Origin of the sequence: Haloferax elongans ATCC BAA-1513 (assembly GCF_000336755.1) — an archaeon.
Taxonomy (GTDB): Archaea; Halobacteriota; Halobacteria; order Halobacteriales; family Haloferacaceae; genus Haloferax; species Haloferax elongans.
In genome coordinates this window covers 128,681-150,525 of record NZ_AOLK01000024.1, presented here as the reverse complement: position 1 = coordinate 150,525, position 21,845 = coordinate 128,681, and the positions used below count along the sequence as shown (strand labels likewise).

At 63.6% G+C, this 21,845-nt stretch carries 22 protein-coding genes; 6 read left to right on the top strand and 16 right to left on the bottom strand.

The features are described 5' to 3' along the window. The first annotated feature begins 152 nt into the window (after positions 1-152). Positions 153-1,121: a hypothetical protein gene (locus C453_RS18710; protein WP_008327084.1), complete on the top strand. Its 969-nt coding sequence runs from the start codon at positions 153-155 to the stop codon at positions 1,119-1,121. A 143-nt stretch (positions 1,122-1,264) separates the two neighbouring features. Here C453_RS18710 and C453_RS18705 read toward each other — a convergent pair whose 3' ends face one another. The 11 genes from C453_RS18705 to C453_RS18655 form a co-directional block, all read right to left on the bottom strand. Continuing rightward, complete coding sequence (locus tag C453_RS18705) at positions 1,265-1,534, bottom strand: hypothetical protein (protein WP_008327083.1); 270 nt, start codon at positions 1,532-1,534, stop codon at positions 1,265-1,267. A 278-nt stretch (positions 1,535-1,812) separates the two neighbouring features. After that, the gene (locus C453_RS18700; RefSeq protein WP_008327082.1) at positions 1,813-2,511 is read right to left on the bottom strand and encodes an ABC transporter ATP-binding protein; all 699 of its coding nucleotides are present in this window, start codon (positions 2,509-2,511) and stop codon (positions 1,813-1,815) included. After that, entirely contained in the window at positions 2,512-3,285 is a 774-nt protein-coding gene (locus tag C453_RS18695) for an ABC transporter ATP-binding protein (RefSeq protein ID WP_008327081.1), read from the bottom strand. Next, complete coding sequence (locus C453_RS18690; RefSeq protein ID WP_008327073.1) at positions 3,278-4,732, bottom strand: branched-chain amino acid ABC transporter permease; 1,455 nt, start codon at positions 4,730-4,732, stop codon at positions 3,278-3,280. Before C453_RS18690 ends, C453_RS18695 begins: the two co-directional genes overlap by 8 nt. Beyond that, on the bottom strand, positions 4,732-5,934 hold the full coding sequence (locus C453_RS18685; protein ID WP_008327071.1) for a branched-chain amino acid ABC transporter permease: 1,203 nt from the start codon (positions 5,932-5,934) through the stop codon (positions 4,732-4,734). Before C453_RS18685 ends, C453_RS18690 begins: the two co-directional genes overlap by 1 nt. Before the next feature lie 52 nt (positions 5,935-5,986). Then, on the bottom strand, positions 5,987-7,165 hold the full coding sequence (locus C453_RS18680) for an MFS transporter (RefSeq protein ID WP_008327070.1): 1,179 nt from the start codon (positions 7,163-7,165) through the stop codon (positions 5,987-5,989). 3 nt (positions 7,166-7,168) lie between these two features. After that, positions 7,169-8,830 (bottom strand): hydantoinase B/oxoprolinase family protein, encoded by a 1,662-nt coding sequence (locus tag C453_RS18675; RefSeq protein WP_008327068.1) that lies wholly within the window; start codon positions 8,828-8,830, stop codon positions 7,169-7,171. Then, positions 8,827-10,875: a hydantoinase/oxoprolinase family protein gene (locus tag C453_RS18670; protein ID WP_008327065.1), complete on the bottom strand. Its 2,049-nt coding sequence runs from the start codon at positions 10,873-10,875 to the stop codon at positions 8,827-8,829. Before C453_RS18670 ends, C453_RS18675 begins: the two co-directional genes overlap by 4 nt. Positions 10,876-10,986: 111 nt before the next feature. Next, positions 10,987-12,339, bottom strand: coding sequence for an ABC transporter substrate-binding protein (locus tag C453_RS18665; protein WP_241430794.1), 1,353 nt, complete (start codon positions 12,337-12,339; stop codon positions 10,987-10,989). Positions 12,340-12,474: 135 nt separating this feature from the next. Further along, positions 12,475-13,023 (bottom strand): ribbon-helix-helix protein, CopG family, encoded by a 549-nt coding sequence (locus tag C453_RS18660; protein ID WP_049907898.1) that lies wholly within the window; start codon positions 13,021-13,023, stop codon positions 12,475-12,477. Positions 13,024-13,125: 102 nt separating this feature from the next. Beyond that, the gene (locus C453_RS18655; protein WP_008327059.1) at positions 13,126-13,536 is read right to left on the bottom strand and encodes a hypothetical protein; all 411 of its coding nucleotides are present in this window, start codon (positions 13,534-13,536) and stop codon (positions 13,126-13,128) included. 140 nt (positions 13,537-13,676) lie between these two features. Here C453_RS18655 and C453_RS18650 point away from each other — a divergent pair, with 140 nt between their 5' ends. After that, entirely contained in the window at positions 13,677-14,450 is a 774-nt protein-coding gene (locus tag C453_RS18650) for a helix-turn-helix domain-containing protein (protein WP_008327058.1), read from the top strand. Between the two features lie 69 nt (positions 14,451-14,519). After that, entirely contained in the window at positions 14,520-14,825 is a 306-nt protein-coding gene (locus tag C453_RS18645; protein WP_008327054.1) for an SUI1 family translation initiation factor, read from the top strand. 15 nt (positions 14,826-14,840) lie between these two features. On the opposite strand, the gene C453_RS18640 is transcribed toward C453_RS18645, so the two are convergent. Then, complete coding sequence (locus C453_RS18640; protein WP_008327052.1) at positions 14,841-15,527, bottom strand: helix-turn-helix domain-containing protein; 687 nt, start codon at positions 15,525-15,527, stop codon at positions 14,841-14,843. Positions 15,528-15,664: 137 nt separating this feature from the next. On the opposite strand from C453_RS18640, the gene C453_RS18635 reads away from it, so the two are divergent. After that, the gene (locus tag C453_RS18635; protein WP_008327051.1) at positions 15,665-16,456 is read left to right on the top strand and encodes an alpha/beta fold hydrolase; all 792 of its coding nucleotides are present in this window, start codon (positions 15,665-15,667) and stop codon (positions 16,454-16,456) included. A gap of 74 nt (positions 16,457-16,530) precedes the next feature. Beyond that, positions 16,531-17,544: a transcription initiation factor IIB gene (locus C453_RS18630; RefSeq protein ID WP_008327043.1), complete on the top strand. Its 1,014-nt coding sequence runs from the start codon at positions 16,531-16,533 to the stop codon at positions 17,542-17,544. A gap of 60 nt (positions 17,545-17,604) precedes the next feature. Here C453_RS18630 and C453_RS20070 read toward each other — a convergent pair whose 3' ends face one another. The 4 genes from C453_RS20070 to C453_RS18615 all read right to left on the bottom strand — a co-directional run bounded on the left by C453_RS20070 (position 17,605) and on the right by C453_RS18615 (position 21,282). Beyond that, positions 17,605-17,922 (bottom strand): hypothetical protein, encoded by a 318-nt coding sequence (locus tag C453_RS20070; RefSeq protein WP_008327041.1) that lies wholly within the window; start codon positions 17,920-17,922, stop codon positions 17,605-17,607. A 157-nt stretch (positions 17,923-18,079) separates the two neighbouring features. Continuing rightward, positions 18,080-19,006: a DUF7551 domain-containing protein gene (locus tag C453_RS18625; protein ID WP_008327040.1), complete on the bottom strand. Its 927-nt coding sequence runs from the start codon at positions 19,004-19,006 to the stop codon at positions 18,080-18,082. 53 nt (positions 19,007-19,059) lie between these two features. Continuing rightward, on the bottom strand, positions 19,060-20,304 hold the full coding sequence (locus tag C453_RS18620; RefSeq protein WP_008327038.1) for an ABC transporter substrate-binding protein: 1,245 nt from the start codon (positions 20,302-20,304) through the stop codon (positions 19,060-19,062). Positions 20,305-20,445: 141 nt separating this feature from the next. After that, the gene (locus C453_RS18615) at positions 20,446-21,282 is read right to left on the bottom strand and encodes a TrmB family transcriptional regulator (protein ID WP_008327035.1); all 837 of its coding nucleotides are present in this window, start codon (positions 21,280-21,282) and stop codon (positions 20,446-20,448) included. Positions 21,283-21,449: 167 nt separating this feature from the next. Between C453_RS18615 and C453_RS18610 the strand changes: the two genes are divergently transcribed. Beyond that, positions 21,450-21,809 (top strand): DUF7344 domain-containing protein, encoded by a 360-nt coding sequence (locus C453_RS18610; RefSeq protein WP_008327033.1) that lies wholly within the window; start codon positions 21,450-21,452, stop codon positions 21,807-21,809. Positions 21,810-21,845: the final 36 nt, after the last annotated feature.

Sequence of the window (21,845 nt, the reverse complement as noted above, 5' to 3'; positions counted from 1 at the left end):
TAGTATTCGACTGTAGTAATAATGAGCGGTATGACGCCGCTAATACAGTACGTGACTGCTACAACCACATATGATGGGGACTGAGTGCTACGTTCTGCTATATATTCTCTGACCGATAGAATGTAGAATGCGGCGGTCAGACGACTTCAAATATGGACGACGGAGACAGCGACGCCCCGAAGTGCATCGTCGGGCTGTCGAAGGACGACGCCGTGGACGTACTCCTCGCTGAAGACGAGACGCGCGACCCCGAGTACGTGCGCGCCGTCCTCGACCACGTTACTGACGACGACGGTGTCGTTACCCAGTCGGCCGTGGACAGCGCCGTGACGGACACGTCGATGATGCTTTCCACGGCCGAGACGCGCGTCGAACTGGCTGAAATCGCGCTCTCAGAGGCCGAAGAAGAAGCCAGCGACGTCACCGACGTGGACGCTGTCCGAACCCGCCTCGACTCGTTCGAAGAGACTGTTACCGCGGCTGAAAAGCGAGTCTCTGGACTTGGGTCCGAACTGCAGTCGCTCTCACATTGGCAACGCGACGACCGCCCCGTCTTCGACCTCGTGACCGGACTGCGGGACATCGCTTCGGACGCCCAAACGGTCCAGATGGCGGCCGACGACACGCAACTCGAACTCGAAGACTTCGAACGCTGGTTGGCCGACCACGACCTGCGGCGGCGCGACCTCGACACCGACGTGGACGCACTGGAGCAGTCGCTCGACGACATCGCGCGCACGCGAGAAAACGTATCAAGTTCCGTGAGTGACGGCAACGACGTGGCCCACGCGTGGTACGAGGCGGCGCTCCGGTGTCGCGTCGTCCCGCTCCTCGTCGCCGACGTGCGGGCAGAACTCGACGATCTGCGGGAGTTGGCGAGTCGAGACGACGTCGACGAGACCGGGGGACTGGACGACATCGGCGACCGACTCGACGACATCGACGCCCGAGCCGGACGGCTCGCCGAACAACTCGATTCGCTCGCACAGTCGGCGTGGACAGACCGCTACGGCGACGACCTCGACGCGTTCCAGTCGGCTATCGACGAGTTCGAACCCCCGGTCTCGTGGGGTGCGGTACAGGAGACACTCGACCAGTATCGGCAGGAATCGTCCACATAGGGTCGATTCAGGCGACAGCCTGTCTCTGATCGAGCAGAACAGACGTCTATTTCGGGTGGAACTGACGCGACCACTGCTTCGCGTCGAATATCTGCTTCAGGTCGAACGCACGGGCCACCCATTTCAGGTCGAACCCAGCCACACTATTCGAGGTCGAACGAGAGGTCGCCGCGAACACGAAACATCTCGAATTCGAGGCCAAGCGGGACTTCGACCGACTGCGGTCTCTCTGGCGACACCGTCACGGTCGCCGACCCCTCGCGTTCGTTTCCACCCGACGACCCGACCACGTTGAGCGTTCGCGTCTGTGCTTCCGTGCTCGCATTACGCATCTCGACGACGACGAGCGTCTTCCCGTCGTCGCCTTCCATGAAGTCGAAGTCGGTGATTTGAATGGGTTCTGTCGTCGCCATAGCTGGCTTACGACCCGATAGTGTAAAAACAATGACTTAATTTCCGGCAGTGATCCGTCCATCGGAAAGACTGTCGTCGCGCGGTTCAACTCTCACCGTCGGGACGTGAACGCTCTCAGACGACAATTTTGGTGGTCATATCGTCGCTGTCACAATCATCGTAAGAAAGCGACTGTCGAAAAAGACGGTCGGAACGTGGATTCTCACCAACATCCGATGTTGACTCGTCGTGCCAGTGGGGTCTCTCTGACAAGACCCTGAGGGCGGCCGAGCGAGGCTCAGCCACCGAGGAAGCGCTGGCGCACTTCGTCGTCTCCGAGGAGTTCGGTCCCCGGGCCGTCGTAGGCGTTCTCGCCGTTGACCAGTACGTACCCGCGGTCACAGCGTCGAAGCGCCTCTTTTGCGTTCTGTTCGACCATCAGGATGGCCGTCCCTGCTTCGTTGATTTCGTCGATTTTGTCGAACATCTCGTCGACGAGGTCGGGTGCGAGCCCCGCCGAGGGTTCATCGAGGAGGAGCAAGTCGGGGTCGAGCATCAGCGCGCTACCCATCGCGAGCATCTGGCGCTGGCCACCGGACATGGTTCCGGCGCGCTGGCGCTGGCGCTCTTCGAGGATGGGGAAGCGGTCGAACACCGCTTGGAGCGCTTCGTCGGCCGACTCTTCGTCGATGTACGACCCCATTTCGAGGTTCTCGCGGACGGTCATCGTCGGGAAGATGTTGTCCGTCTGGGGAACGAAGCCGATGCCGCGACGGATGATTTCGGGCGTGTCGATACCCGCTATCCGCTCGTCGCGGAAGGTGATGGTGCCGTCCATGTGGGTGGTCAGTCCGAAGACAGATTTCATCGCGGTCGATTTGCCGGCTCCGTTCGGGCCGACGATGGTGACGTACTCGCCGTCGTCGACGTGCATGTCCACGTCGGTGAGAATCTGGAGGTCGCCGTATCCAGCGTCGAGTCCGGTGATTTCGAGCATTTAGACCTCCTCCCCGAGGTAGGCCTCGATGACGCGGTCGTCGCTCTTTACGTCCGCCGGTTCGCCCGACGTGAGGACTTGCCCTTGGTGCATGACGACGACGCGCTCGCACGTCTCCATGATGACGTCGATGTCGTGTTCGATAAAGAGGAAGCTGTACCCCTGCGATTCGAGGTCGTGGATGCGGTCGAGAATCTTCTGTTCCAGCGTGGGGTTGACACCCGCGAGCGGTTCGTCGAGCAGAATCATGTCTGGTTCGGTGAGGAGGACACGGGCGAGTTCGAGCAACTTGCGCTGGCCGCCCGAGAGCGTCCCCGCTTTCGCGTCGAGGACGTGGTCGATTTCGAGGAACTCGGCCATCTCGGCTGCTTTCTCGCGGACGCGTCGTTCGTCGTCGGCGAACTCGTCGCCGCGGAGCCACGCCTGCGCCAGACGCTCGCCGCTCTGTCCGCGCGGTGCCAGTTGGAGGTTCTCGCGGACGGTCATCTCCGGGAGTTCCCGTGGAATCTGGAACGTCCGAACGAGTCCCTCCTGTGCGACTGCCGAGGGGCGCTTGCCGGTGATGTCACCGTCGGCGAAGGCGACGCGACCCGCGTCGGGAGTGAGCGCGCCGGTGACGCAGTTGAAGAACGTCGTCTTCCCCGCGCCGTTCGGTCCGATGAGGCCGGTGATACCCTCGCCGACGCGCATATCGAGGCCGCCGATGGCGGTGATACCGCCGAAGTGCTTTTCGAGGCCCTGTACGTCGAGAATCGGGTTTTGAATCTCAGTCATCGCTCACACCTCCCCGGCCGAGGTCGATGTCGTAGTCCTGCTCGCCGAGCATCCCCTCCGGCCGGTAGTAGAGGATGACGATGAGCAGCGCCCCGATGAGGATGAGCCGCAGCGCCGCGAGTTGCTGGGCGTACTCGCTCGGGAAGAAGTCGTCGAGGAAGCGCGTCCCCGAGTTGATGACCCAGAAGACCGCGGTTCCGAGGATGACGCCTCGGTTGTTCGCGGTGCCGCCGATGATGACCGCCGTGTAGGCGAAGAACGTCACCGTCGAGGCGAACTGCGTCGGGTCGATAAAGCCGATGTTGGCGGCCCAGAGACCGCCCGCAGCGCCCGCAAGCGCGGACCCGAACATCAGGCTCTGAATCTTGTAGCGGAACGTCGGCTTCCCGAGTGCTTCGGGCACCGACTCGTCTTCGCGCACTGCGCGCAGGACGCGCCCGTAGGGGCTGTTGACCGTGCGCTCGACCCAGAGGTACGCGCCCACGAGGAACGCGAGCGTGAACAGGAAGAAGAACCGGTCGTAGTCCAGTCCGCCTGCCGAGCCTGCGGTGGCGTCGTAGAGCCAAAACAGGTTGAGAAGCAGGTCTGCGGTCTCACCTTCGGTCACGAACGCGACGAGCGGCTGGCCGAGGTACCACAGCGTAAAGAGGAGCGCCGACGCGAGCGCGAGCAGCGCGCCGATGTGGTCGGTCTCCGTGAGCGCCGCCCGGCCCGCGACGACCGACCCGACCAGCAGCACGAACGCGATGGTGTTGTCCACGTTGAGGACGAACACGCCGAGGTCGACGACGAGCCCCGTCATCGTCGTGATGACGAAGACGACGCTCCCGGCGAGCGCGAGAGTCGCGCCAGTCCCAAGCAGTGCCGGACGGACACTGAGCGGGCGGACGACCTTGGCTGTGCGGTAGGCCGCGTAACCGAGAATGGCCACCGACGGCAGGCCGAAGAGCAGGAGGTTCAGCTGGAAGCTCCCCGTTCCGATGGGGAACGCGCCCGAGAGGGGTTCGTGAACCTCGCGGATGCCGAACGCGCCGTTGAACAGCCAGCGCTCGTTGTGGAAGATCGCGTTCAGGATGGTGGCGATACCGAGCGCCGTGATGGCGAGGTAGTCCTCGCGGAGGCGTATCGTCGGAATGCCGACCAACACCGAGACGAGCGCCGCGGCGGCCATCCCGATGACGAGCGCGACGAGCCAGCCGAGCAGGTCGCCGCCGGGGACTCCCGCGAAGGCCGTGGCGAGACCAAGTCCCGTCAGGCCCTCGTAGGTCTCTGAGAGACCCGCTGGCATGGCGACGAAGACGGTGACGTACGCGCCAATCATGAAGTACGCCACGTGGCCGAAGTCGATGAGGCCGGTGAAGCCGAACTTCACGTTGAGTCCCAGCCCGAAGAGGCTGTAGATGGTGACGAACGTGAGCAGGCTGATGAAGAAGTCAGCAAGCGCCATCAGACGTCACCCCACAGTCCCTCGGGCTTGACGAGCAAGACGCCGATGAGGATGACGAAGGCGATTGCGGTCCGGTACGTCGCGAACTCCGCGGGCAGGAGGAAGACGCCCACGTCCATCGAGACGCCGATGATGAGACTGGCGAGCACCGCCCCGTAGGGGGAGGTGATGCCACCCATGATGACGGCGGCGAAGATGGGAAGCAGGAGTGAAAAGCCCATATTTGGATTCAGGTTGCTCGCGAACCAGCCCGTCAGGACGCCCGCGAGCGCGGTCAAAAGCGCGGCGAGAACCCAGACGACGAGCTGGACGCGGTCGATGTTGACCCCGCGAATCTCTGCGAGCGCCATGTTGTCGGCGGTGGCGCGCATCGCGCGACCCGTCTTCGTCCCCTTGAGCAGGAGATTCATGGCGAGCATCGTCACCAGCGTGAGGCCGATGATGACGCCGTATTTGATGCTGACGCCGACGCTCGTCGACCAGACTGCGGCGTCGATGGTGTGCGGTGCGCCCTGCAAGACGGTTGCGAGGGCGGCGAGGGCGGTGATGCCCGAAGCGATGCCGAAGATGCGCGGCGAGACGAGGTGGACCGTCTCGAAGGAGGCGTCGTCGCTCCGCCAGCGGTAGACGCCGATGCCGACCGCGGCGGCGAGAGCGACGATAGCAAGCAGCGAGAGCCAGCCGTAGCCCCACTCGCCGAGCGTGACGAGGTCACCGGCCTGTCGCTGGACGGTCTGGACGCTCAGCCCGTTTCCGGTCAGGTAGAGTTCGACGTTGGTGTTGGTGACGCGCTCGGTGTCGTAGTTGATGTTCCCCGAGCCGACGAGGAACAACACGACGTTTCTGAGCACGAGCGCGAGGCCGAGCGAGACGATGACCATCGTGATGAGGTCGGCTCCTTTCGAGCGGAACCGCCGGAAAATGGCGACCTCGTAGATTGCCCCGGTACTACCGGCGACGGCGACGCCGAGGATGCCCGCCGCGATGAGCGGGAGGCCGCCGAATTCGGGAACGAAGGGAATCGCCCCGGGTTTGTTCAAAGCGAGTGCGAGGTACGCACCGATGGTTATCATATCGCCGTGGGCGAAGTTCGGAACCTCCGCGATGGAGTAGATAAGCGAGAGGCCGAGCGCGCCCGCTGCGATAATCATCCCCGTGATGAGTCCTTGTAACAGCGCGTCGAGGAGGCCCGCCGATGCCATCAGCGACCCTCCTCCACGGCTGGCGATACGTCCGTTTGTCTGTGTCTGTGAGTCATGTCTGGTGAGTCTGTGAGAACCGGTTCGTTCCGAGAAGCGTGGCCGCGCCGACGGCGACCACGTTGAGTCCGGCGAGCAGGGCGAACCCGCTCGCGTAGGTGCCCGTGGCGTCGCGCAGCATGCCGGTGACCGCCGGAAGCACGAGCGCCGCGACGTTGCCCGCCGCGACGACGACCGCGATTGCGGCACCTTCGTGGACGGCGGCGTCGGCAGCGACCGAGAACACTGCCCCGAAGGGAACCGAGACGGCGAGCATCGCCGCCACGGGCAACACCAAGGTGAGTGGTGAGGTGCCCAGTCCGGCGAGTCCCGCGAAGCAGGCCGCCGCGAGCGCGGTCGCTCCGGCGATGAACCACGGGTCGCCTATCGAGAACTGGAAGACCGCCGCGCCGCCGGTCGCCCGCCCGAGCGTGGCCGTCAGCAAGACGGCCACGTTGAGTGGCCCGGTCACGTCGATGTCTGCGGCGTAGGCCGTGATGAACGTCGAGAGCGTGATGTACGAGGCGATGATGGCCACGTAGCACAGTGATGCCAGCGCCACCGCGAGGGTGAGCGTGGACGAGAAGGTGCCGGGTGAGGTCCCCGACTTTGGGACTGTGAGCGTGTCGTGGCGCTCCCGCGCGAGGACGACGAGTGCTGGAGTCGCCAGCACCGCGCCGGGGCTGTGGAGTAGCCCACTGCCGAATCCGTGGAGCAGCCCTTCCTCGACGAGCGCGGGTGCGACAGCGAAGCCGACCGCGCCGCCGAGCGTCAGCATCCCGCCGTAGAGGCCCTGTTGCCGCGTCGCGGCCTGCCCCGAGTAGAGGCGGGCGATGTGGGTCGCGCCGACCGAGAGGACGAAGCCTCCAGCCAGCCCCCAGAGCGCGCGGAGCGCGAGCAGTGCGGCGAATCCCGACACCACGTCGAGCAACACCGCGAGTAGGGCGTGGGCGGCCGTCCCGTAGAGGAGCAGCCGCGTCGTCGCCGTTTTCGAGGTGAGGCGGCCCGTTGGAGCCTGCACGAGGACGAACGCGGCGAGTGCCGCGCTCATCAGCAAGCCGATTTCGGTGAACCCGACCCCGTAAGCGGCCATCAGCGCGTCGGGAACCGCGGCGTAAGCAAACACCACGTAGCCGACGCTGGCAACCGCGAGATGCGGCGTGAGCCGAAGTGACCGAGTGGGTCGGGTCGTCATGCGTTAGTCCTCGTAGTCGTAGTGCTCGCGGGCGAATTCGGGCGATACCTTGCCGAGCCGAAGGTCCCGAGCGATAGCCTCGGGGTCGCGGTCGTCGGGGTCGCCGTAGCCACCCGCGCCGGGCGTCCGAACGCTCACGATTTGGTCGGGTTCGAGCACGTGCGTCGATTTCTCGGGCAGTTTCTCCTCGTCGCCGTCGATGAGGTAGGCCGCGCCGTTGCCGCCGGATTCGCCGCCTGCGAGTCCGTACGGGGTGCTGCGGTGGCGCTCGGCGAGCAAGCTAAAGGTCGCGTGGTGGTCACGGACCTGGATGTCCCGCCGGAGGCCGAGGCCGCCGCGGAACTCGCCCGCACCGCCCGAGTCCTGCCGGAGTTCGTAGCGCGTCACCCGAAGCGGGTAGGCCGTCTCCAGCACCTCGATGGGCGTGTTCATCGTGTTCGACATGTGGACGTGGACGCCGTCCATGCCGTCTTTCCCGGTGCGACCGCCGAAGCCGCCGCCCTGCGTCTCGTAGAAGGCATACGGCGAGTCGTCGCGCGGGTCGGTGCCGCCGAAGGTGATGTTGTTCATCGTGCCCTGCCCGGCCGCGACGACCCGCTCTGGCACTTCGTTCCCGAAGGCTCCAAGCACCACGTCCGTGACGCGCTGGGAGGTTTCGAGGTTCCCGCCGACGACGGCCGCGGGGAGCGTCGGGTTGACGATGGTCCCCTCGGGTGCGTGGATGTCGATGGGTCGATAACAGCCGTGGTTCGGCGGGATATCCGGGTCGGTCACGCAGCGAACCGCGTAATAGGTCGCGCTCGCGGTCACCGCGAAGACGGCGTTTATCGGGCCGTCTGTCTGCGGTGCGGTGCCTTCGAAATCCACGTGGACCGAGTCGCCGTCGACCTCCAACTCCACCACGACGGGCAGGTTCTCGTTGCCCGCGCCGTCGTCGTCGAGCACGTCTTCGAACGAGTAGGTCCCGTCCGGAAGCGACTCGATTTCCGAGCGCATCCGGCGCTCGGAGTAGTCTTTAATCTCCGCGAGTGCCTCCGTGAGCGTCTCGACGCCGTACTTCTCGACGAGTTCGGTAAAGCGCCGTTTGCCGGTCTGGTTGGCGGCCTCCTGCGCTCGGAGGTCGCCGCGGCGTTCGTCCGGCGTCCGGACGTTCGACAGAATCATCTCCATGACCGGCTCGTTCACCTCGCCACCGGCGAACAGCTTCACCGGCGGGATGCGAAGGCCCTCTTGGTAGATTTCGGTCGAGTCGGCGGCGACACTGCCAGCCCGCGCCCCGCCGATGTCGGCGTGGTGGGCGCGGTTCGCCGCGTAGGCGACGATGTCGCCGTCGACGAAGATTGGCGTGACGAGCGTGAGGTCCGGGAGGTGCGCGCCCCCGCGGAAGGGGTCGTTGAGGATTATCGCGTCGCCTTCTTCCAGTGTCTCGGGTGGATAGCGGTCGATGGCCGCAGCCACCGAGAACGGCATCGCGCCGAGGTGGACGGGCATGTTCTCCGCCTGGCTGATGAGTTCGGCGTCGGCGTCGAACATCGCACACGAGCAGTCGCGTCGTTCCTTGATGTTCGGCGAGTAGCCGGTGCGAATCAGGTTCGCGTTCATCTCCTCGGCGATGGCGATACAGGCGTTTCTGATGACTTCGAGCGTGACTGAATCGATGCTCATTGGTTCACCTCCACGTGGAGACTGCCGAAGTCGTCGACCGACACCCGCTGGCCGGGGTGGATGACGACTGTGCTCTCGACCCCGCTGACGACCGCGGGACCCTCGAACGAGGAGCCGATTGGCAGCGCGTCGCGGTCGTAAATCGGCGTCTCCGTGGGTTCGCCGTCGTAGACAACCTCGCGGGTGTCGGTGACGGCAGCCTCGACCGAGCCACCCGTCTCTGCGGGGCGGAGGTCAGGCGTCTCAACCACGCCACGCGCCCGGAGTCGGATGGTGACGAGTTCGACCGGTTCTTCGGGGTAGGCGTGTCCGTAGCGCTGCCGGTGGCGCTCGTGGAAGCGCTCGGCAATCGTCTCCATCGCGTCTGCGTCGAGGTCGCCTTCGGGAACGGAGACGGAGAGTTCGAACGCCTGTCCCGCATAGCGCAGGTCCACGGTGCGCTCGAACTGCATCGCGTCCGCGTCGAGGTCCTCGGAGTCGAGGCGCTCGCGCCCCTCGGCGGCGAACTCGTCGAACTGAGCGTGCAGGTCTGCAGGCGACACGTCCGCCCACGGACGCACTCGTGAGGTGCTGTAGTCGTAGAGGATGTCGCTGATGAGCAACCCGAGCGCTGAGAGGACCCCCGCCGTCCGGGGGACGATGACTTTCGGAATGTCGAGTTCCTCGGCGAGTTTGCAGGCGTGCAGCGGGCCAGCGCCGCCGAAGGCGACGAGACCGAACTCGCGGGGGTCGTAGCCGCGTTCGACAGAGACGACCCGGAGCGCCCGCGCCATGTTCGCGTTGGCGACATCGAGGATTCCCTGTGCGGCTTCCGTCACCGACATATCGAGCGGGTCGGCGATTTCCTCCTCGACGGTTCGGCGCACGTCTTCGAGTTCCACGTCGAGTTCCCCAGAGAGGAACGCGCCGGGGTCGATACGGCCGAGAAGCAGGTTCGCGTCCGTGATGGTCGGTTGCTCGCCGCCGCGACCGTAACAGATTGGACCGGGGTCTGCGCCCGCGGATTTCGGGCCGACGCGCAGCGCGCCACCGGCGTCAATCCACGCGATAGAGCCGCCGCCCGCGCCCACGGTGTGGATGTCGATGGTCGGAACCGACACCGGGTAGTCGCCGACTTCGGTGTCGGTCGAGACCAGCGGCGTGCCGTCTTCGACGAGCGACACGTCGCAGGACGTGCCGCCCATGTCCATCGTGATGAGGTTGGATTCGTCGGAGAGACCGGAGACGTAGGTCGCGCCCTGTACGCCACCGGCGGGGCCGGAAAGCAGGGTGTTGACCGGGCGCTCGCGGGCAATATCGGCGGTGATGATGCCGCCGTTGGACTGCATAATCTTCAGCTCCGCGCCGACGCCCTCGGCTTCGACCTTCGATTCGAGGTTGCCGATGTAGCGGTCCATCACCGGTTTGAGCGACCCGTTTAGCGCCGTGGTGAGGGTGCGCTCGTACTCGCGAATCTCGGGGAGGACTCCACTCGAAAGCGAGTAGGTCGCGTCGAGGCCCTCTTCGGCGAGGATGTCCCGAACGCGCTGTTCGTGGCTGTCGTCCTCGAAGGCGTACAGCAGGCTGATGGCGACGCTGTCCACGTCGGCCTCGACGAGGTCGGCCGCGAGGTCGCGCACGTCCGATTCGTCGAGTTCGGTGAGGACGTTCCCGCGCTCGTCGAGGCGTTCGCGCACCTCGTAACGGCGGTCTCGCTCGACGACTGGCGTCGGTTTTTCGACCTGAAAGTCGTAGATGTCGGGCCGTGCTTGGCGGCCGATTTCGAGTACGTCGCGGAAGCCCTCGGTGGTGACGAGGGCGGTATCGGCCCACTCGCCTTCGAGGACGGCGTTGGTAGCGACGGTCGTCCCGTGGGCGAGAAAGCCGATTTCCGAGAGGTCGAAGTCGTCGCGGTCGCTGACCTTGGTGAGGCCGTTGATGACGCCTTCGTCCGGGTTCGAGGGGGTCGATGGCGTCTTCGAGACGTTCACCGTTCCGTCGTGGATGGTGACGATGTCGGTGAACGTCCCGCCGATGTCGACGCCGACCCGGCGCTCCTCACTCATAGGACCTCCGTACCGGTCGTGAGCGGGGGTCTCGCGACGGTCGGCGGCGCGACCTTCGCGACAGTCGTGACTGGGCTGTGTTGCGTACGTCGGAAAGATGGAACATGTGTGTTAGACGAGTTCGTCTGCCGGAATCGTGTCCTTGTTCGCGAACGTCCCGTCTTCGACCTGGACGATGACCATGTCACTCGCCACGTCCCCGTTGTCGTCGTAGTTGACGTTGCCGCTGGGGCCGCTGTAGTCGATGTCCGTGCCAGCACCGATTTTATCCGCGCCAGCACCGAACTCGGTGTAGCCGACGGCCTCTCCGGGCGAGTTCGAGACCTCGCGCATCGCTTTCTTGACCTCGGCGGCGTCGGTGGTTCCGGCCTTCTCGACGGCGAGCGCGTACGAGACGAGTGCGTCGTAGGAGTTCCACGAGTAGGGGTCGAACACCTGCGCGTCGGGGTAGGCCTCCTGGTAGTCGGAGACGAACGACTCGGTCGCGCCGCCGCTCGGTGGCTTGGTTCGGACGCCGTACATGTCGTTCATAACTTCCGCGCCGACGTTCGAGATAACGTCCTCTGAGAGCAGACTGGTGTGCAGCACCCAGTTGCCGCCGTAGCCCTCTTCGGCCCACTGGCTGAGCATGGTCGTCCCGCTTTCGGGGTAGCCCGCGAACGCGACGAATCCGGGGTCGTCCTCGAACGCCTTCGCGAGGACCTGCTGGTAGGACGACTGGCCGGATTCGTATCCGACCGTGGTCGTGGTCGTCCCCGAGAACGACGATTCGAACGTATCGGCGAGCGCCTCGCCGAAGTCGTTGTTGATGAAGACGACCGACGCCTTCTCGACGCCCTGGTCTTCGATGATTCTCGCCATCACCTTGGCGACGAAGCGGTCGTTCGTCCGCGTTCGGAACACGAGGTCGTCGTCGTCGAGCGTGCTGATACTCGGCGACGAGGACGCCGAGGTGATGTGCAGGACCTCGTTCGGGATTGTGACCGACTTCGCGATGGAAATCGTGACGCCCGACGAGACGGCGCCGATGACCGCGCTCACGCCGTTGGTGTCGACGAGCTTGTTCGCCGCGTTGACGCCCTGCGTCGAGTCGGTACCCGAGTCCTCGTCGTGAAGCTTGAGTTCCCGACCGAGGGGGCCGCCAGCCGCGTTGATGTCCTTTTGAGCCATCCGCAGCGCGTTCATCATCGGACCGCCGAAGTCCGAGAGGTCGCCGCTGAACGGGATGACCACGCCCACGTCGACGGGTTCTCCGCTGGATTCGTCGCCACCACCGCCGCTTTCGGTGGTGTCGCCGCCGGAGTCGCCACCGTTTCCACTGTCACCGCTTCCGCCGGTGTTTCCGCCTTCTTGGACGTCTTCTTGTCCGATACATCCCGCCAGCCCAGCGACGCCCGCCATTCCAGCGAGCCGCATGAACCGCCGCCGTCTGAGCGCGTCTTGGAATCTGTCACCCTCTGACATGCTAATGCCTCTGTATGGCGGGCCTATATAGTCTCTTGTTATCGTGTCTCATGGCGTGTGTGCGCCGTATGAGGTGGTGTCGACCGCGTATGAATAGTTATGAACGAGTATGAAGAATGAATAAATAGGTCGCAGTCACTTGGGTGTCTCGGTCATCAGCACCTTCGTAAGCCCCTCTTCGATATCGACGGTGAAAGGGAGATTGACGACGCTCCGTTCGATAAATCGGGTCATGAACCACCGAAGTTGCTCGGACGGGTAGACGACGTGGTAGGTGTTCTCTTCGCTCCGCCGAACCGTGAGAAAGCCACAGAGCGAGAGCCACTCCAGTAGCTCACCGAGTGAGTCAAACTCGCCGTCGTATTCGTGGGCGTGGTAGTCCGATACTTGGTCGGCACCTTCGAGGAACTTCGGGTCGGGTTTGCCGTCTTCACCCTCGACGAAGTCGAGAAAGCAGTGCAGGAAGTCGATGTCGAGGAGGACGTGTTCGCCCCCCGAGAGCATCTCGTGGTAATCTTGCAGGTTCGCGCTGGTATCGGTGGTTGCCGCCTGAAAGTTCGCGGCGTAGAACGCGAGCGCCCGGCGAACCATCTCGCTTTGCCCGACGCCGGTGCGGCTCGTCAGGTCTTCGAGCGCCGCCCGAGCGTCGGCGTCGAGTGAGACCGTCACCCTGTCGTGTGACATACGGTATCAGTGGGGACTCTGGTTGGTATAGTTCACGCAATCACTCTCCGAGTTGAAATTTTTGCCACCGAGGTGGATTGGGGGGCTGACACCGCCTGACTGTCACTCGCCGTATGGTCCGTCTGGAACGACCAGTCCGGCCTCGGTGGCGGCGTCTTGAACTGCCGGTGGGAAGAATTCGGGTGGGTATCCGCCTTCGTCTCCGTGCGGAACTCGGTTGCCGCAGATGTCGATTCGGGTGCAGCGGGCACGCTCGTCGCTATCCGTGCAGAGCCAGTACTGAAACAGCCGCCCCGAGTCGTCGCGTCCGACGAGTTGGACGCCTGCTGTGTCGTCTTCGGCATCGACCGGTTGCGTGTTCACGATTCGGAGGTCGCCTGCGGGTGAGACAAGTCGCGAACCGCAACGTGGGCAGCGTCCGTCGTGTGGTCCGTCGCCGACGTACCAGTACGAGTGCCCGCAGTCGTAACACGAAAGCGGCGCGTCGGTGAGGGTGGCCCATCGGTCGCTCATCCGATTCGTTCTTCGTTCGCAAGGCCCCTCAGTCCTCGCTTGGAGTATTCCGAGACCTGTCGCTGCGCGAGCACTCTGCAGCAAGCCAGTTGGAATATTCCAACCAAGGCTATAGGCATGGAGCCGAATACACCAGCAACATGCGCGAGTTCGTCTTTACTATCGAATACGAGGAGGGCGTCGACGAGTTGATGGACCTCTTCATCGAGAATCCGGGGTTGCACTCGAAGACGATGGCCATCCACGCGACAAGCGAGTCGATGTGGCGTCTCGACCGGCTTACGGGGCCGACCGAGGTTCTCGAACAGTTCGACGACATCACCGAATACGTCACCCACTGCGACGGCGTCAAGGGAATGTGTGGCGCGCCGGTCGTCGAGTGGGATTTCGAAGTTCTCTCTCGCACCCCCGACAAGCGAATCGTCTACTCCTTCCGCGAGGAGGGCGACGGCGTCCACTCGATTCCGCACATCGCGGCGAAACACATCGGCGACGGCCTCCTGATGCAAGCCGAGCGTCGGGGCAACCAGTATCAGTGGCGACTCCTCATCGACGACGACGACACGGTCGGCGAGATTTACGAAGAGGTCCACGATGCGCTGAGCGACGACCTCTCGCTCAGCGTCCAGCGCATCAGCGAACCCGAGTGCTGGCTCGAAGCGGGCGTCGGTCCGGACGGCCTCCCGCCGGAGCAACAGGCCGCCCTCGAAGCAGCGGTCGAATACGGGTACTACGAGACGCCGCGACGCAACACCGTCCAAGAGATTTCGAACGAACTCGACGTGCCGAACTCGACGCTCCAGTACCGCCTGACGCGCGCCGAGGCGTGGTTAGCCCAGCAGTTCGTCTCCGACACGCTTGGCACCGAAGTCGAAGACCGCATCGACCCTGCCGAACTCGAACTCAGCGCCTAATCAGGGTTCTCCCTCGGATTGGTACATTCCAAACGAGTCGTCATTGGCTCTCCCTTCCTACTCAGGAGTGTGGCAAAGGACACATTCAGCGACATCACCGGCTTGCCAGACGACCTCGGAATCGAAGACGACCTCGCCCGGTCGAACCAGCGTGCCTCGATTCGCGTCGACACCCGCCGGTACGGAAAGCCCGTCACTATCGTCGCCGGACTCGACCTCCCGGCGGACGAACTCGCGTCGCTCGCGTCGACGCTGAAAAGCCAACTCGCGGTCGGTGGAACGGTTTCAGACGACGGCGCTATCGAACTCCAAGGAGAACACGGAGCGCGTCTCGAAGCTGCCCTCCGCGACGAAGGGTTCGACGTCGAACTCTAAGCACTCGCCCGTAGCTTAGTCGGGAAGCGGCGGCCACGTCGGTGCGACTGTCTCTTCGACGAGTTGCGTTTGCGCTCGCCTGAGCCGCTCGGACGCCGACGAGGGAGAGATACCGAGTTCTGTCGCGATTTCTTCGAGCGACGTTCGGCGCGGGATTTCGAAGTAGCCGCGTTCGTAGGCGATTCGGAGCGCCTCCTGTTGACAGTCGGTCAAGCCGCTCCCGGACGATTCGGACTCGCCGTCATGGGTAAGACGACACAGTCGAAATCCGGCGTGGTGCTGCCAGAACGACGAGAACGCGCCGAACTCCTCGCGGTCAGCGAACCACCCGGTCTGTCTCCACCCGTCTTTCTGGACTTCGATTCGTTCGATAATGGCGTCGGCCCGAGCGAGGGCTTCGAGTTCGCCAAGGTCGTCGATAGCGTCGCCGAGTTGTGCTTCGAAACTCAGGGCTGGCCGTGCCTGATAGCGTCGCGTCGCTCCGGCCGTTCCGACGAGCGACCACTCCGCGACATCGTAGGCGTCGTCGAACGCCTGTTCGACGGCCTGTTTTGGCCCGTCGGTCACGGTGACGAGAAACATCGGCCGGGGACCGTGGTTGAACTGGAGTTGGAGGACGACCGTCGCTTCGGGTACCGCCGCGGCGACCCCAGTGAGCGGGAGTGCATCGCAATCAATCTCGAACTCGGCGACGAGTCCCATGGACTCCGGTCCCTCTCGAAAGTGATGGACGTGTCGAAGCGGCATCGAGACGCAGCCCCCGTGATTCCCGCCACCACTTAAACGGCCGAACCACTGAGAGAACGGCTTAGCCGGGGCACGGCCCAACACGGAGTGCAATGCAGTCATCACACTCGGTCGACGAAATCGAGGTTGCGTACGAACGACACGGCGACGGACAACCGATGCTGTTGCTCCACGGGGGAATGGCCCCCAAAGAGTACTGGCATCCGGTCCTTCCCCACCTGGACGACTACGCCGCAGTCGTCCCCCAGCGACCGGGGTTCGGCACCTGTCTCGACGACCCCGAGGAGACAAGCGCTGCCGACGTACTGGCGCGAGAAGTCGACTACGTCCGGGCACTCGCCGACGCCGTCGATGGCGACCCAATCCTGTTTGGGCACTCTTTCGGCGCACTCACGGCTATCGAGGCAGCCAGCGAGGTAGATGTCGAGGCAGTGGTCGCCTACGAACCGGCGATTCTCCCAGACGACTTCCGCCGCGAGGCCGACCTCGCCGACCGAATGGCAGATTTGGTCGAGGTCGGTCGCCCCGGCGAGGCTATCAAACGCTACATCGAGATGGTGCTCCACCCGGATGGTCTCGCCGACCTCGACGCGTGGCTCGACGACTGGCCGGTGTGGCCCCAGTGTGTCGACCTCGTCGAGGAAGTCATTCGAATGAACCGCGCTGTCGAACAGTACCGACTCCCCGACCAACTCGACGTAGATGCTCCGGTTCTCGTCCTCTCAGGGACCGCTGGCCCGGACTTCCTCCGCGAGAGCGCCCGCAGTGTTCACGAAACACTGCCCCGAAGTCGGTTCGTCGAATTCGACGGCGTCAGCCACAGCGGCCCCAGTGAGACCCCGGAACGCGTCGTCGCGGCAGTCGATTCCTTCCTCGCGAAGTAGCCCGATAGACTGTCCAGTTGGAATGTCCCAAACGAGATTCCATTAGCCAGACGCCGGAACGAAGAGGTACCTCAATGTCCGAGACGAAGCGAATCAGTTGGCGTTCCGCAGGGAGTCGTGTCGAGTCGTCCGCAAACAGCGAGTCACGCGACGTCGTGCGAACGCGAGCCGAGTCGGCGATGGACGACGACGACCTCGTCTACGACGAACAGCATGGTGAGTGGGTCGACCCCGAGACGGGCGAAGTCGTCCGCGAGGACGCTGTCGACCGCGGTCCCGAGTGGCGGGCGTTCGACGCCGCAGAGCGCGACCAGAAATCCCGCGTCGGGTCGCCGACGACGAACCTGATGCACGACAACGGGCTGTCGACCAACATCGGCTGGCAGGACCGTGACGCTTACGGAAACTCCCTGTCGTCGCGGCAGCGCCAGAAGATGCAGCGACTCCGCACGTGGAACGAGCGCTATCGCACCCGCGACTCGAAAGAGCGGAATCTCAAACAAGCGCTCGGCGAAGTCGAGCGCATGGGTTCGGCGCTCGGTCTCCCAGACACCGTCCGCGAGACTGCGTCGGTCATCTACCGCCGCGCACTCGACGACGGCCTGCTTCCGGGTCGCTCTATCGAGGGCGTCGCCACGGCGGCTATCTATGCCGCCGCGCGACAGGTCGGCGTTCCGCGGTCGCTCGACGAAGTCCAGCACGTCTCCCGCGTCGACAAATTGGAACTCACGCGAACCTACCGCTACATCTCCCGTGAACTGGGACTCGACATTCGGCCCGCGGACCCGGCGCAGTACCTCCCGCGGTTCGTCTCCGAACTCGGTGTCGACGACGCAGTCGAGCGATACGCTCGGACGCTCCTCCAGACGGCGAAACGAGAGAGTATCCACAGCGGAAAGAGCCCGGTCGGACTTGCCGCCGCGGCCATCTACGCCGGTGCGCTCATCGCGGACGAAGAACTGACCCAAAGCGAAGTCAGCGAGGCGACCGACATCAGCGAGGTGACGATTCGGAAGCGCTACCGCGAACTGCTCGACGCGACTGGCGAAGACGGCTTACACAGCATGCGAGCGGGCGCAACGGCGTAACGTCTCTTCTCTCGGACCCGAATCAGCGGTCGCGCTCGATTTCTCGGACTCGACTGGGAGTTACGAGTCACACTGGCAGCGAGACCGCCGGAGACCGACTCTACAGCCCACTACCTTTCGAACACACGCCGCGGTCTCGCCTCCTCGATACCCGAAGTAGAGCGCCACTGCGAAGAGAATCGCTGCATACATCCCGCCGAATCCGACGGCAATCTGGGCTGGATGGTCGGCAGGGACCACCAGCCATCCCAGTACGACCAGTCCCCAGAGCGCGAGTCCTTGCCGAGCGGCCTGCCGCCACTGCTGCCTCTGGGACGATATCGGTTCTGCGTCGGCTCGGGCGTGGGACTCACCCGTTCGAGCGTGTTCGGATGCCACTGTCTGTGTGCAAAAACGAGTGAAACCCCCTTTCAAATTCGGTTGGTATGTCCCAAACTCAACTGTCACAGCGCGCGTCCCTCGTCGTCCCCAGCGACGGCGTCAGTCCTTCCCTACCCTTCCCTTACTTTCCTTCTCCGAACAGACCCGAACCGAACTACCCGGTCATCTTCGAGTGAATCGGAACGCTCGCCAGACCGACTCCCTTCGATTCGGCCGACACTGCCAGCCTTCCGTGCCATTCGTCGCCCTCGCGAGTGACGTGCAGCGAAACCGGCTTCGACGCCCCGCGCCGCCGGTAGAGGTCAAGTATGACCGGCAGGACCGGCAGCCGACCCTCCCGTTCCGAGAGCGCGTACTCGCCGAAGGTGATTTCGACCGACTTCGTGCCGTCTTCTGGGTTCGGCGACCACTGAGAGCAGGTGTACGAGCCGATGAGCCCGAGTCGCTGCATCTCGTCTAACGTCGCTTCGACCGAGCCATCTGCGCCGGGTCGCGAGGGGAGACGCTCCGAGGCGCGAGCGAGCACCGCAGCCTGTTCGGACGACTCCAGCCGGTAGTGCAACTCTGTTGCCATGCTTTCGAGCAGTCGCAGGCAGAGTTCGTCAGGACTCGATGTCGTCTCCGCGAGTTCGAAGTACGCGTCCATGACCGCCGTCTCGACGGCCCGGTGCCCGGTATCGCTGAGCGCTTCGAACACCGAGGAGGCGACGCGATGACAGAACTCGATGCGCTCGGTCTGCTGTCCCCCGTCTCCCTCGATTTCGAAGACCGGGGGCCCACGTTCCTGTTCGGTCTTGGTGTCCCACGTCCCGTTGGGTCGGGCCGACACCATGCGTACGTCGTCGCTTTGCGATACAATCAGGTCGTAGTACGGCACGCGGGGGTCGTATCGCCGAAGTGCGGACCGGTACTGCGTCGCGGCCCGAACGGCGTTCTCGGCGGTCGTTCGGTCCTCGAAAGTGAGTCCGGTAGTCGGAACGGGCTGTTCACCTGTCCGCCCGCAGACGATGACGTAGCTGCCGTCGTCCGTGGCGAGTTCTTCGATGTGGTTCCGAATTTCGACGAGTGTTGTTCCAAACATTGGATGGGGGACAGTAGGGTGTTCAGTGTACGTTGCTGGGTGTTCGGTTCGCGTTACAGGTCTCCGTTGACGATGTCTGCGACGCGCTGGCGGTCGAACAACTGTTCTGCTTCGGGAATCTCCGGGTACGGCTCTCCGGGCGAGTAGCCTGGCCACTCGCCGAACTGCTCGGGATAGAGCTGTTTCGCGGTCAGTTCGAGTTGGAACAGGTTCGTGAGTGGGCCTTGGAAGCGGACGCCACCGGCGAAGAAGCGGTCGTTCTGAATCGCAGAGAGTTGGCTGCCGACCGGGTCGTTTGCGACCTCCTCCCGGATGTCGTCGATATAGTAGCCCGGCGACATCCCCCAGAGGTGCAGGATGACGTCGGGGTCGGTTTCGAGCATGGTCTCGTAGTCGAACATGCCCCACGTCCCCTCCCACTCGACGTCGGCGAAGGCGTCGGTCGCACCGAGCGGCCGCGTGTCGGCGTGCCAGAATCCCGGCGCGTTCAGCTTGTACGCGTAGAACGTGCCGTTGATGAGCGTGACGCGAGCCGCCGTCGGACGCTCCGATTCGGGGGGGAGCGACGACTCGATGTCGCGCACCATGTCGTCGTAGACTGCCCGCAGCGCCTCGTAGCGCTCCTGTTCTTGATACACTGCTGCGACCTTCTCGAACAGTTCCCAGAGAGAGTAGTACTGGTAGTCGTCGGCGTAGGCCGAGACGGGCTTGTCGTGGAGTCCGCTGTGGTAGTTCCCGAACCACGGCCCCACGTTCTCGGCGATTTCCGCGACGTCGTCGGTGTTCCACTTGTCTTGGTTTTTGACGACGTACGACGGGTCGATGAAGTGAACGTCGCTGTCGAGTTCGTACAGCATCTCCTTGTCGACGCCGTTCGAAAGCGGGTCCGGCAGGCCGTCCCACTCCAGCGAAACGCCGTCGAGTCGGCTGTAGAATGCGTCCAGCGCCGGGCCTGCGAAGCTGGGTGCGTAGAGCGAATTGACGGTGTCTGCCTTGCCCAGTGCGACGGCCATGTCTGCGTAGTGGGAGAATATGACCATCGCATCCTCGGGCGGTGACTCGAACTCGACGTCACCCACAGGAGACATCGACACCGAGTACCCCGACTCCGGTTCGGCGGTTTTCGTCTCCGTCTCGGGCTGGCTTGTCGTCACGGCCGTTTCGGTCGTCTCTGTCTCGGTCGAATCGCCGTCGCCGCTCGCTGTGCAGCCAGCGAGCAGTCCGCTCCCAACGACACCTGCGTACGCCAGATACTCGCGGCGCGTCGGGCCGCTCTCACCTGCATTTTCTCTCTGCATACTGTTTAGGCTAACCTAAAACAATTTACCTTCTTCGATTTTTAGGCGGGCCAAAAGTGTGTGGTTGCGCGATTATGTCTCGAATGGATGTGTCTGCCTGATGTGCTGTGGATTAATTCACACCCGTCTCGTGGGTGTCGTTTACCCGTCGAGGTCTGTCTCTTCGGTCGTTTCGAGCAGGTCTGTATCCAGTTCGACCGTGTCTCGGTCTTCACCGAACTGGACAGCGAATATCGTCCGCAGGACGACCACGAGGTTGTTCTTGGTCCCGCGGCCCCAGATTGCGACCTCGACAGTCTCCGTGTCGTCGACCGGGCGCTCGACGCTCACGAGCGTGACTTCGTCGTTGACGAGCAGCAAGCGAGAGATGTGTGACCCAGACCACGCCCAAAGCGCCTCGACGACACTGGAATCTGGCTGCACGGTCTCGGTGTCTGTCGTCTCCTCTGTGACGCCGACCAGGTGAACGCCAACGTCCCGTTTTTCCGCTGCGGTGAGCGATTCGACGATGTCAGTCGACAACAGCGAGGCGTCGGTCATGAACACGATTTCGGCCTTCGCGTCGTTGACGAACTCGACGATACGCCGATTGATGTTCTCTGTTCCGGTGACCGTCCAGACGCCAATCTGTTCGGTCATCGCCCCTGTGGGATTCAGCCGCTCCAACGTCGTCGAAAGCTCCTCGGTCAGGTCTTCGTACTTCACCTCGAACTTCCGGACCGTCGTCTCGCGGGAGACGGGAATGAACTGCTTCGGCGTCCCGTAGCGGATGTCCACCAGCCCCATCTCGTGGAGCGACTCCACCGCGTCGTACACCCGCGAGCGGGGAACTTCGACGGTGTCGCTCACTTCTTTCGCGCTCCCTCGCCCGAGCCGAAGTAAGCCAACGAACGTGCGGGCCTCATACTCGGTCAGAGAGAGTTCTGTCATAAGCTCGATTGCCCTATCTTCCGTTCGCTCTCGGTCGAAGGAGACCATGCGGATAGTAGGAGTCATCGGATATTCAAAACGTCTGGACTAAATTGAACGAAAGTTGTTCAACTAGTATATATTAGTGAAAATATGGAGGCAGAGACGGAATTTTTGTGTTGTTTCGATCTGAGTTCTAGTGTCTCTTTATCTACTCGACGTTCGTTGAGACGTGTATGAGTACGATCGGGTCAACCGAGCGCTCTCCCGCATCTACCGACGAGCTATTCGACATCCTCAGCGACCACCGCCGCCGGGAAATTATCGTCGAGCTGGGTTCCCAAACCAGTCCCGTTACGCTCTTCGGCCTCGCAGGAACGCTTTCGCAACGCGACCCATCGCACCGCGGCCTCGTCGACGAGGAACTCATCGTCATGCTACACCACATCCACCTCCCGAAACTCGACCGGGCGGGGCTCGTCGAATACGACTCTGCGCTTCAACTCGTGACGTTCGGGGCCTGCATCTCGGACGTCAGCGAGTCGGTTTCGGACGTCGAGTCCGAACTCGACGCGGTGTGTGACACGCTGACGTAGTTCGGAGAACGCTTCCGGGAAGATTCCGAGAAGCTG

Coding starts and splice junctions, on each gene's coding strand:
- C453_RS18665 (WP_241430794.1), bottom strand. CDS start 12,339: ATGTCAGAGGGTGACAGATTCCAAGACGCGCTCAGACGGCGGCGGTTC.
- C453_RS18685 (WP_008327071.1), bottom strand. CDS start 5,934: ATGGCATCGGCGGGCCTCCTCGACGCGCTGTTACAAGGACTCATCACG.
- C453_RS18705 (WP_008327083.1), bottom strand. CDS start 1,534: ATGGCGACGACAGAACCCATTCAAATCACCGACTTCGACTTCATGGAA.
- C453_RS18655 (WP_008327059.1), bottom strand. CDS start 13,536: ATGAGCGACCGATGGGCCACCCTCACCGACGCGCCGCTTTCGTGTTAC.
- C453_RS18625 (WP_008327040.1), bottom strand. CDS start 19,006: ATGTTTGGAACAACACTCGTCGAAATTCGGAACCACATCGAAGAACTC.
- C453_RS18675 (WP_008327068.1), bottom strand. CDS start 8,830: ATGAGCATCGATTCAGTCACGCTCGAAGTCATCAGAAACGCCTGTATC.
- C453_RS18640 (WP_008327052.1), bottom strand. CDS start 15,527: ATGGGACTCGTCGCCGAGTTCGAGATTGATTGCGATGCACTCCCGCTC.
- C453_RS18650 (WP_008327058.1), top strand. CDS start 13,677: ATGCGCGAGTTCGTCTTTACTATCGAATACGAGGAGGGCGTCGACGAG.
- C453_RS18700 (WP_008327082.1), bottom strand. CDS start 2,511: ATGCTCGAAATCACCGGACTCGACGCTGGATACGGCGACCTCCAGATT.
- C453_RS18620 (WP_008327038.1), bottom strand. CDS start 20,304: ATGCAGAGAGAAAATGCAGGTGAGAGCGGCCCGACGCGCCGCGAGTAT.
- C453_RS18630 (WP_008327043.1), top strand. CDS start 16,531: ATGTCCGAGACGAAGCGAATCAGTTGGCGTTCCGCAGGGAGTCGTGTC.
- C453_RS18635 (WP_008327051.1), top strand. CDS start 15,665: ATGCAGTCATCACACTCGGTCGACGAAATCGAGGTTGCGTACGAACGA.
- C453_RS18690 (WP_008327073.1), bottom strand. CDS start 4,732: ATGGCGCTTGCTGACTTCTTCATCAGCCTGCTCACGTTCGTCACCATC.
- C453_RS18695 (WP_008327081.1), bottom strand. CDS start 3,285: ATGACTGAGATTCAAAACCCGATTCTCGACGTACAGGGCCTCGAAAAG.
- C453_RS18680 (WP_008327070.1), bottom strand. CDS start 7,165: ATGACGACCCGACCCACTCGGTCACTTCGGCTCACGCCGCATCTCGCG.
- C453_RS18710 (WP_008327084.1), top strand. CDS start 153: ATGGACGACGGAGACAGCGACGCCCCGAAGTGCATCGTCGGGCTGTCG.
- C453_RS18670 (WP_008327065.1), bottom strand. CDS start 10,875: ATGAGTGAGGAGCGCCGGGTCGGCGTCGACATCGGCGGGACGTTCACC.
- C453_RS18660 (WP_049907898.1), bottom strand. CDS start 13,023: ATGTCACACGACAGGGTGACGGTCTCACTCGACGCCGACGCTCGGGCG.
- C453_RS18615 (WP_008327035.1), bottom strand. CDS start 21,282: ATGGTCTCCTTCGACCGAGAGCGAACGGAAGATAGGGCAATCGAGCTT.
- C453_RS18610 (WP_008327033.1), top strand. CDS start 21,450: ATGAGTACGATCGGGTCAACCGAGCGCTCTCCCGCATCTACCGACGAG.